This window comes from Roseibium aggregatum, assembly GCF_014692675.1.
In the GTDB taxonomy this organism is placed as follows: Bacteria; Pseudomonadota; Alphaproteobacteria; order Rhizobiales; family Stappiaceae; genus Roseibium; species Roseibium aggregatum_C.
The window spans coordinates 1-8,362 of record NZ_JABFCZ010000055.1 but is presented as its reverse complement, the minus strand read 5'-3'; the positions used below and the strand labels follow the sequence as shown (position 1 = coordinate 8,362).

Annotated in this window: 9 protein-coding genes; all 9 read right to left on the bottom strand. The window is 57.5% G+C overall.

Features of this window, described 5'->3' with window-relative positions; all coding sequences use genetic code 11:
• On the bottom strand, positions 1 to 892 hold an 892-nt coding region (locus HK439_RS25950), incomplete at its 3' end, for an ExeA family protein (protein WP_170986387.1).
• The gene (locus HK439_RS25945) at positions 889 to 2,541 is read right to left on the bottom strand and encodes an IS481 family transposase (protein WP_003501095.1); all 1,653 of its coding nucleotides are present in this window, start codon (positions 2,539 to 2,541) and stop codon (positions 889 to 891) included. The genes HK439_RS25950 and HK439_RS25945, both read right to left, overlap by 4 nt.
• Entirely contained in the window at positions 2,534 to 3,136 is a 603-nt protein-coding gene (locus HK439_RS25940; RefSeq protein ID WP_003501098.1) for a recombinase family protein, read from the bottom strand. The genes HK439_RS25945 and HK439_RS25940 overlap by 8 nt, the downstream gene beginning before the upstream one ends.
• A 340-nt stretch (positions 3,137 to 3,476) precedes the next feature.
• The gene (locus tag HK439_RS25935) at positions 3,477 to 4,397 is read right to left on the bottom strand and encodes a LysR family transcriptional regulator (protein ID WP_003501100.1); all 921 of its coding nucleotides are present in this window, start codon (positions 4,395 to 4,397) and stop codon (positions 3,477 to 3,479) included.
• A gap of 12 nt (positions 4,398 to 4,409) precedes the next feature.
• Positions 4,410 to 5,408, bottom strand: coding sequence for a phosphonate dehydrogenase (locus HK439_RS25930; RefSeq protein WP_152007293.1), 999 nt, complete (start codon positions 5,406 to 5,408; stop codon positions 4,410 to 4,412).
• Between the two features lie 13 nt (positions 5,409 to 5,421).
• On the bottom strand, positions 5,422 to 6,228 hold the full coding sequence (gene phnE, locus HK439_RS25925) for a phosphonate ABC transporter, permease protein PhnE (protein WP_006473411.1): 807 nt from the start codon (positions 6,226 to 6,228) through the stop codon (positions 5,422 to 5,424).
• A gap of 70 nt (positions 6,229 to 6,298) precedes the next feature.
• Entirely contained in the window at positions 6,299 to 7,147 is an 849-nt protein-coding gene (gene phnD, locus HK439_RS25920) for a phosphate/phosphite/phosphonate ABC transporter substrate-binding protein (RefSeq protein ID WP_003501103.1), read from the bottom strand.
• Positions 7,144 to 7,953, bottom strand: a complete 810-nt coding sequence (gene phnC / locus HK439_RS25915; RefSeq protein WP_006473175.1) for a phosphonate ABC transporter ATP-binding protein — start codon at positions 7,951 to 7,953, stop codon at positions 7,144 to 7,146. Before phnC ends, phnD begins: the two co-directional genes overlap by 4 nt.
• A gap of 208 nt (positions 7,954 to 8,161) precedes the next feature.
• A partial coding sequence (tnpB, locus tag HK439_RS25910) for an IS66 family insertion sequence element accessory protein TnpB (protein ID WP_137326918.1) occupies positions 8,162 to 8,362 on the bottom strand: 201 nt, incomplete at its 5' end.

Here is an 8,362-nt window from a genome sequence, read left to right as displayed (position 1 = left end):
CCGACGGCCGAGCATTGAGGTGCGTGACCAGAGCCGTCGCATCGTAACCATTTCGGGTCAACGTCGGTTCGAGATCGTCGATGGCGCGGGACAGGACCTGCTCGACGATTTCGGCGGTAACCGGCTTGGCGCCGAGGCGAAAGCCCTGCTCGAATGCGAGGGTGAGATGCATCTCGATCTGAAGCGGCGTGCGCAAACGTTCGGCGATGAGGTCGATGGCTTCTTCCTCGAGGAGTTCGCCAACCTTTACGCCTTCGGCCGCACAGGCGCCAAGCAGCCAGGCAACATAGTCGCGGCGCGCGGAGCCGATCCCCTCGTAGTCAAAAATGGTCGTGCGGTAGCCAATCTCCTCCATTTGCGGCCGGCGCAGATCATTGCGCAACCGGGGATGCCCGACAAGAAGTACGGAAAGGAGCACGCCGGCGTCGGCGACCACCTCCATCAGTCGCTTCAGGCCGGTTAAGGTCTTGTGGTGCAGGTCATGGGCCTCGTCGACCACGAGGACGATCGGCCGTTTGCCTTTTTTCATGATGTCGCGCAGGTCGCGCTCCCGGCGCTCGGCCTGCTTGGGGATCTTGACCTGCGCACGATCGCCGGGAGACAAGTCGTAGAACAGGGCTTCAATGAGCGATGGCAGCGAAGTGCGCCGCTTGTCGACCGCCAGCGATTTGGCGAGTGCGACCTTGCCGGCTTTGGTGAGTTCGGCCTCGATGCGGCGCAAAAGGTGGGTTTTCCCCGAACCGACCAGGCCGGAGACCACGACAAGCCGACCGGTCTGGACGGCCGCACACACCTCGCGGATGATCGTGCGCTGATGCTCGGTCTCAAAGTTGCCGGCCCCTTGGAAAGGCCGGTCGAGGCCGTAACTGGATTGAACGTCAGCGAGCATCATTCTTCCTTTCTTCGCGCCTGGAAGCGTTCGCGGATACGGGCCGCGATCATCTTTTTGTCGAGTGTTTCTCCAAGCAGTTCATTGATGAAGGCGCGGTCACCGGCATTCATCGCGCCGATCGGCCGGCCGAGCTGGTCGGCGATGGCCCCACGGGCTGCGAGGCCATTTGGATAAGCGGTCTCTATTGCGGGTTCCGGAAACGGTGTCCGCCGTACACTCAGCCCAGCCGTGGTCGGGGGCAGCGAAGGCAATGGACGATCCCCGCCGGTGACCGCGGCGCGGGGGAGCCCAAGTTGGTCTGCCAGGCGCACCACCTTGTCGAGCCGCTCTTCGAGCTTGCTCTTCTGGTATTTGCGATAGCGAAAGAGGGGAACCGCCCCGCGCGAAGGTTGGAATGGACCGAAGCGCTTGCCCTCATGCTCGACGAACAGTTCCTGATCGAACAGGCCCCAGAGCAAGGTCACCGTTTCGCCGGCAAGTTCGGGCTCGACCTCATAGGATGCGCCTTCGACCGATACGGTCGCGTCTCCAGCAACCGTCCGTCGTTCCGGTTCGCGCGCAAAGGCGCAGAACCGCTCCCAGGAGCACATCGCCCGCACCCCGTCAGGAGGAAGATGCCGCAGCCAATCCTCGATGCGTGCATGAGACTCTGTGCGATGGTCGCCGTTATTGTAGGTGACCAAGGCGCGCCTGAGCCAAAGGTTGGCTTCCTCTTCGTCCTTCGGCTTGTGGAAATGATAGAGGGTCTCGTGCACTTCCTTGATCGTGCGAAACGGCCGCTCGACCTTGCCTTTCGCTCGCGCCGGCGTGCGCCGCTCGCTGTCCGACGGGGGCATATGCGTGAGAACCCGGACACCAAGGCTACCCATGACGGACTGGAAAACGCGCGAGCGGCTCACCGGCCCGTTATCCATATGGATGGTCGTTGGAATCCCCTGAAGCGGCAGTTCCGGTTCAGGCTTGGCGGCGAAGGCATTGTAGAGAAAGCGCAAGGCGGACTCCGCGTCCTCGCCGTAGACGGAGCGGTATTCCTGATAGCTCGCGCCGGAGCGATCATCGACCACGGAGAACAGCATCAGCGTCGGCCGGCCGCGCCCTTCCTCGACCCAAAGCGGCGCTTCCACCTGCTTCAGGTCGGACGGGCTCATGTCGAAGTGCCAGAGTTCGTTGGAACGCCGCGCCTGGAATCGGACGGCAGCCACCGGGCGGGTGACGCGCGCATAATCCAGGCCGGAAACACGCAGCAGCCGATCGACCGTTGCGCGTTTCAAGATGCCGGGCGGTGCACGGACCAGGCCATCGGGCGTCACCACGCCGTCTTCCTCAAGCAGCTTGATGGCGCGCGCCGTGGAGATATGCCGCCCCTTCCGGTTCGCCGTTCTGATCTTCAGGGCCGCGATGATTTCGGCATAGGTTTCCATCTCCGGCTGCGGGGCGATCCGGGAGGTTCCGTGATCGGCGCGCCGTACGGATTTCGGGCGGTTCAACTCCCGCAGCGCCCGATACAGGGTCCAGATCGAGATGCCGTAGGCATCGGCGGCACGAGCAACAATCTCGGTACGGCCTGGATCACGGGGAGAAAGCAGCGACAATCGGCGTCGAAGATCGACAAGAGCCTCTCCGGGCGGCCGCTTTCTCCGCTCAGCCATGGACGTCCTCGGATTCCACTGTTTTGGGAGAGCCACCCTTCTTGCCGATATGACGATAGAGGGTTGCAACAGAAACCCCCATGCGCTGCGCAATATTGCGTACCGGTATGCTGCCTTCCTTCATCAGGGCGCGCGCCGCGGCAATATCGCCCGGGCGCATCGCGGGCGGGCGGCCACCCTTGCGGCCACGTTGCCGCGCCTCGACCAGTCCAGCCGTCGTGCGTTCGCGGATCAGAGCACGTTCGAACTGGGCGATCGCACCGAAGACATGGAAGGTCAGCATGCCGCCCGGCGTCGTCGTATCAATGCTCTCGGTCAAGGACACGAGCCCGATCTTCGCGCGCTCCAACTCTTCCGCCGTCGCGATGAGCTTCTTTAGCGATCGCGCCAACCGATCGAGTTTCCAGACAACGAGCGTGTCACCAGTGCGAAGCACGTCGGAGAGAATTCGGCCCAATTCCGGGCGGTCATCGCGAGCGCCTGACCCGCGCTCGGTAAACACCTTCTCGCAACCGGCGCGTCTCAGCGCCTCAAGCTGAAGCTCCGGATTTTGATCGATCGTGCTGACCCTGGCGTACCCGACCCGCATAGCCATCCAAATGTTCTTGAAAGTCGTTGGACACATAGCATTTTGCGACAACCGTTTCTATAACAGTTTTGAGAAGATTCCATCGCGCCATTCAAGGGGCGTGACGGCATGCGCTATGGCATGCTCAAAAACCCTCGTTTATGACAAACGATCCATGGAAACCAACTATGTGTCTGACGGCCGAATATTCGCGACATGGAGCAGGGAACCTTACGCATCGAAAATCGGGCGGTCCCCGATCTTGTCCCCCTTGTATGGGATACTCCGGGAATTGAGGCGGCGATACCAAAGGATGCGGTCGGCCAGGCCGTTACCATGTTCGAGCCGCAGGAATGCGCCAACTACTTCAAATCTTGCGGATATGACCCCGAGTAATGTGGACGTGCTCTAGGTCACCCAGAGGGGCGCTCGCATCGAGTATAACCTTAAGCGCGATTGCTTCCGGTGAACCATCCTCCATATGTACGGGATGTACAGCCCACACAGACTTTTCGAGAACCACATTCTCAACAGAAACCTCATAAAGCCTACCCGACGCGAGCTCATCGAGGACAGTGCTCCTCATCACGATCGAAATGCCGAGACCAGCTCGAACTGCATGCTTCACAGCCTCAGTGCTCCCGACATTGAATGAGATTGGGAATTGCTCTGCCGCTTGGCCGAAGGCCTCGCGGAGCACGGATCCGGTACCGGTTCCACGTTCTCCGCCAATGAGGGACTCTTGAAATAACTCTGCCGCTTCAATTGTTTTTCGCGTCCTCCAATTATGCTGTGGGGATACGATTATTACCAGCTTTTCCTTCCGCCAAAGGCGGGCTTGATATCCTTTTCGATCGTCCCACCATTCGGTAAAGGCTAGATCAATCTCCTTCCTCAAGAGCTTTTCGATGATTTCAGGATTTGAGGCAACGGCCACCTCAGGTGGCCGGCCTTGAGCATCCTGTAAACGCTTCAAGTGGACTGGCAAAATATAGGTACCGATGTTAGTACTGGCACCCAACGTAATCCGGCCGCTGTGCAGGCGGTCCAGAGATCTCTTCGTGACGGTCAAAAGGCTGCGTGCGAATGGCAAGAATACGAGCCCTTGCCGAGTCGGCACACACTTGTCCTTCCTCCTCTCGACCAGCCGCACCCCTAGTATATCCTCCAATCGTTTCACATTATGTGAGACAGTCGGTTGGGATATCTGAAGCCGTCGCGACGCCTCGTGAAAGCTGCCAGTTTCGATTACCTCTATGAATGCTGCGACATGCGAAAGGCTAAACATTACTTTCTCTAATCAAGGAATTAGTTGAACCTCGTTAATTGCCGCACGAGGTCTTCGGCCTTGGACAAAATCTATAATGTTGTCAGCAGCCTCGTGCTCGATAGCCAAACGCGACTTCGCCACTGCTGAGCCTATGTGGGGTGTCAAGATCGTATCATGTTCGCGATTGAGGAGACCCCCGTGGACCTTGTCAGGCCGGTCGGGTCTGGCCCAGTCCTCCATCTCATAAACATCAGCGGCGTAGCCTCCCAAGCGCCCCGCCTGCAATGCAGCGACAACAGCCTCTTCATCAACCACGCTTCCGCGTGCAGGATTAATAAGAAGTGCTCCTTTGGGCATTTTGGCGAGTTGTTCAGCGCCGAGGAGATGCTTCGTTTCGGCCGAAAGCGGGAGTGCACACACAAGAAAGGTAGACGACGAGATCAACTGGTCAAATTCAAGAGGCTTTACGTTCAGTCTGATCTCATCGGCTTTGTCCAGGGATTGACGATCCCAGTACGACACAATGGCGCCGAAGGTACTTAGGCGCTGTGCTATAGCTTTTCCGATCGCTCCCATCCCTAAAATGCCGATTGCTGTGCCCTGCAGCCCAAGGCCGTAAAACCGAGGGCGCCAACCTTTGTAATCCCTCCTGACGCTCTTGTCGCCTGGCAGAATGTGCCGCCCAAGAGCAATCATCAGACCGATTGTAAGTTCGGCTGTCGGGTCAGTGAGAAGATCGGACACTATCGTGACGTGGACTCCACGCTGCGTGCAGGCTTCGATGTCGAAGTTATCGAAGCCTTTCAGCGCACATGCCACAAGTTGAAGATCGGGAGCGTGCGCGAGTACAGACGCGTCGATCATGTCCGGCATGAACGCCATCATCGCCTTGGCGTCGCTCAATTCTGCGAGCAGTTTCTCGCGGGGCCATGTATCATCAGTATCGTTGCAAACTAAACGAGCGTGGGGAGATAGCTTTGAGATAATCTCCTCGTGGACGCGATGGGTGATTACTACCTTTGGGAGCATTTAATTTATCCTTCTATTGCAGCTGGCGGCGGAGGAGAGCGCCGACCTGGTCAACGATGGTGACCATCAGAAGGACAACGAGCATGATCGCAAGAACCTCCTGATAATTCATGATCCGGAGGGATGTCATCAACTCGAAACCGATACCACCAGCTCCCACAGTGCCCAGGATTGTCGAGGCGCGGAAGTTGTACTCCCACCGATAGATGGTCACATCGGCCAATTGCGGTAGAACTTGTGGCAAGATCGCCCGCGTCACGATCTGGAACGGCGACGCACCAGCTGCGCGTGCGGCTTCTATAGGCGCATTATCGCAATGCTCGATCGCCTCCGCAAAGAACTTGCCCACCATGCCAACCGAGTGAAGACCAAGAGCCAGCACGCCTGGGAGCGCTCCAAATCCCACTGCCGCCACGAAGACGATGCCCATAATCAGCTCCGGGATCGACCGTAGACCATTCAACAATCCACGCGAGATCATATAGATGACAGCGTTGGGTGCTGTTTTCCCTGAGGCGAAAAAGCCAACTGGAAGTGATATCAGTACCGCGATCGCAGTCCCAGCTATACTCATCGCCAGAGTGTCGATGAGAGGGCTGATCCACTCCAAGCCTCGGTTGAAATCCGGGGGAAACATTTCCGTACCGAGCTGCCAGAGCGCAGGAAACCCAGATCCCAGACGCTCCAGATCAAGAAGACCGGAGTGATAACTGCTAACAATGATCACACACGCAATTGCCAACGCGATCACGCCAGCTCTGGTCCAAGCTTTGTTTTGATGTTGAAGGATAGAGTCGTAGTCGGCCGACGGCTGTGTCATCACATATCCTGGAAGAAAGGACGCAGGCCAGCGCCTGCGTCGAAAGGTGAGAAACTGTCTCGAACGCGCCTTACTGACTCAGGTCCAAGTTCAGCACTTTACCGAGCTCACGGACGACGTCGTAGGCTTTGTCATCGATCGGAGCGAACCCATCGGCTTTGAAGGATGCCAATACCTTTTCGTCTTTAAGGTCGATGAAGGCTTTGGTGATCGCCTCTTTCAACGAAGTGTCAAGATCCGACCGCATGGTCCAGGGGTACTGCGGGAACGGATCGGACTCGGCGAGGGCGATAACTTTCTTAGGATCAATGGTGCCACGAGCGACCATTGAATTGTAGATGGGCAACGAAAGTCCGCCAATCTGAGCATTGCCATTCTGCACTGCAATAGCCACGGCATCATGCGACCCTACGAAGTTCTCGCTATAGTCTTTTCCAGCCTCAACTCCGGCCTTAAGCAGCATAGATTTCGGGATAAGGTGGCTTGAGGTGGAAGCCACGTCCCCAAACGCGACCTTTTTCCCTTTTGCATCTTCAAGGCTTTCGATGCCAGCCTCTGCATTGGCGACAACTACAGCGCGATAGGTAGTTTCGCCATCCTTCATAAGTGCTGCGAAAGGCTCGATATCAGCCTTGGTTTTCGCGAGCGTGTAAGAGAGCGGCCCGAAATAAGCCAACTCAAGCCGGCCGAAACGCATCGCTTCGATCATTGACGAGTAGTCGGTCGTTACGATCAGTTCAATCTCCCGACCGAGTGTCTTCTCAAGATACTCCTCGAGAGGACGATTGTTTTTGATGACAGTGGCGGCGTTCTCGTCCGGTAGCAACGCGACGCGCAATGTCTCTGGATTTGAGCCAGCATGCGCCAACGAACTCCAGCCAAGAACGGCGAGGAATGCGAGGGACAGAAGCTTCTTCATAATGCGGCCTCCATGGCAGCTAAAGGTTGATCATACTCGTAGTTGGACAAATCTTGTGTTGTGGTCGGATTTCTTGGGGCGCTGCGGTAGATCGACGCACACATTTGATCGGTCAGTTCGTCGACAGCGGCGTCCGCAACCACTTCCCCGTCGCGCATAGCAATGACCCGGTCGCCGAACCGGCGAGCTAGATCGATCTGATGAAGGCTGATCACAGCAGTGATGCCGTCGGCTGTGCATATTTCGCGAAGCTGCGACAGGACCTCGACAGCCGTTTCAGGGTCCAGACTTGCAACGGGCTCATCTGCAAGGACCAGTTGGGGCTTCTGGACCAGCGCGCGCGCAATGCCCACCCGTTGCTGCTGACCGCCGGATAGTTGATCCGCCCTGACGAGAGCCTTATCAAGAAGGCCTACGCGTTCAAGGCATTCCAACCCCAGCCTTCGATCCGAACGCGGCATAGGGAACAACGTACGCCAGCCAGAGTGGTAGCCCAGGCGGCCCGTCATGACGTTGTCGAGCGCGCTCAAGCGCCCTATGAGTTGGTGCTGCTGGAATATCATCCCAGTTCGCCTTCGGTGAATGCGAAGCTTAGTTTCCGCATCCAGAGCACCAATATCGTTAGAAGTGATCGAACCAGACGTCGGCGCAACCAAGCCGTTGAGTGTCCGGATGAGGGTAGATTTGCCTGCGCCGGATCTACCGAGGAGCACGACGAACTGACCCTGGTTGAACGTCAATGTCGTTGTCTTCAAAGCTTGGGTGCCGTTGGCATAGGTCACGGCAACTCCGTTCAGAGCCAGCATCACAATAATCCTGATCGTTAGTGGTGCATCGATTGAATATTTGCATCACTATGGGCGACATATGACGTCCGTTTATCAGGCTCGTGAAACTTCAATGACAGCACTTAAACTCAGCTCTACCTCCTCGCGTAGCTGCGATGGAGAAATTTCACCCAGAGCCGCCTGATCATGACGGCCCGGTCCCAATTCTACACCACCTTGACGGATGCTATCCCATATTCGGCCAGATAAACCGGCCCTTCTCCAGCCGCCGGGTAAAAAGGCAGGCGCCCAGACCATCATGCCAGATGATCTTCAAAATATCCGATCTGCGGCCCCTGAAGACGAAGAGATGCCCTGACAACGGATCATGCTGCAGAACCTCCTGCACCCGAAGCGCCAAGGAGGGAAAGCCACAGCGCATGTCCGT